Below are 924 nucleotides of genomic sequence, written 5' to 3' on the forward strand. Positions count from 1 at the left end.
CCTCATCCAGTGCCAAATGCATAGCCGGAGATAAAGGCGGAATATCAATGATCTGGTCTTGCACCGGTTGTGTTCCGGTCTATCTCTCATTTTAAGCGGCTTTTTTCTCAAATGCCACCGGCGATTTCCAGCCGAGTGTTGAATGTCTTCGGCGTGGATTATAAAAGCCATTTATATATTCGAAGATTGCAATCTCAATATCTCGCCTTGTTTGCCAGTGTCTGCGCCAAATCAACTCAGCCTTTAATGATTTAAAGAAGCTTTCTACTGCGGAGTTATCAAAACAATTGCCTTTCCCGCTCATGGACGGCAGCAATTGATGTTTGAGCAGTAGCTTTTGATATTCATGAGCGCAATATTGGCTCCCACGGTCTGTGTGTTGAATACAACCCGGTGGTGGTTTGCGTAAAGCCAACGCCATATTCAGTGCCCTTAATGCAAGATCCTGCTTTAATCGATCACCTGTTGCCCAGCCAATCACGCGACGGGAATACAGGTCAAGGATAACAGCAAGATAGACCCATCCTTCTCTGGTCCAAACATAAGTGATATCTCCTGCCCATTTCTGGTTGGGTGCGCTTGCGCTAAAGTCTTGTTTTAATAGGTTCGGTGCAATGTTGAAGGTATGATGACTATCCGTTGTCCGTTTGAATTTACGCGTTCGAACAACTGTAATGTTATTCTGGCGCATCAAACGTCCAACCCGACGCTGCCCAACCTGCAGGCCCAGCGCTTTCAACTCTTCTGTCATACGCGGCCTACCATAGCTCCCCAAACACAACCGATGCTGCTCACGTATATGCGCTAGAAGTATAAGATCACGACGCTGGCGCAGTGATGGAGGACGGCGTTTCCATGCGCGTAAACCACGATCTGTTACGCCCATCAAACGACATATGCGTGAACGTGAGAGAGAGCCACGGT

General features: G+C 47.7%; 1 protein-coding gene. It reads right to left on the bottom strand.

Annotated features, from left to right (window positions below; genetic code table 11):
* Positions 1-91 precede the first annotated feature (91 nt).
* On the bottom strand, positions 92-924 hold an 833-nt coding region (locus HBA93_RS17830; protein ID WP_221724182.1), incomplete at its 5' end, for an IS3-like element IS1133 family transposase.

Source organism: Ochrobactrum sp. SFR4 (assembly GCF_019730395.1).
GTDB lineage: Bacteria > Pseudomonadota > Alphaproteobacteria > Rhizobiales > Rhizobiaceae > Pseudochrobactrum.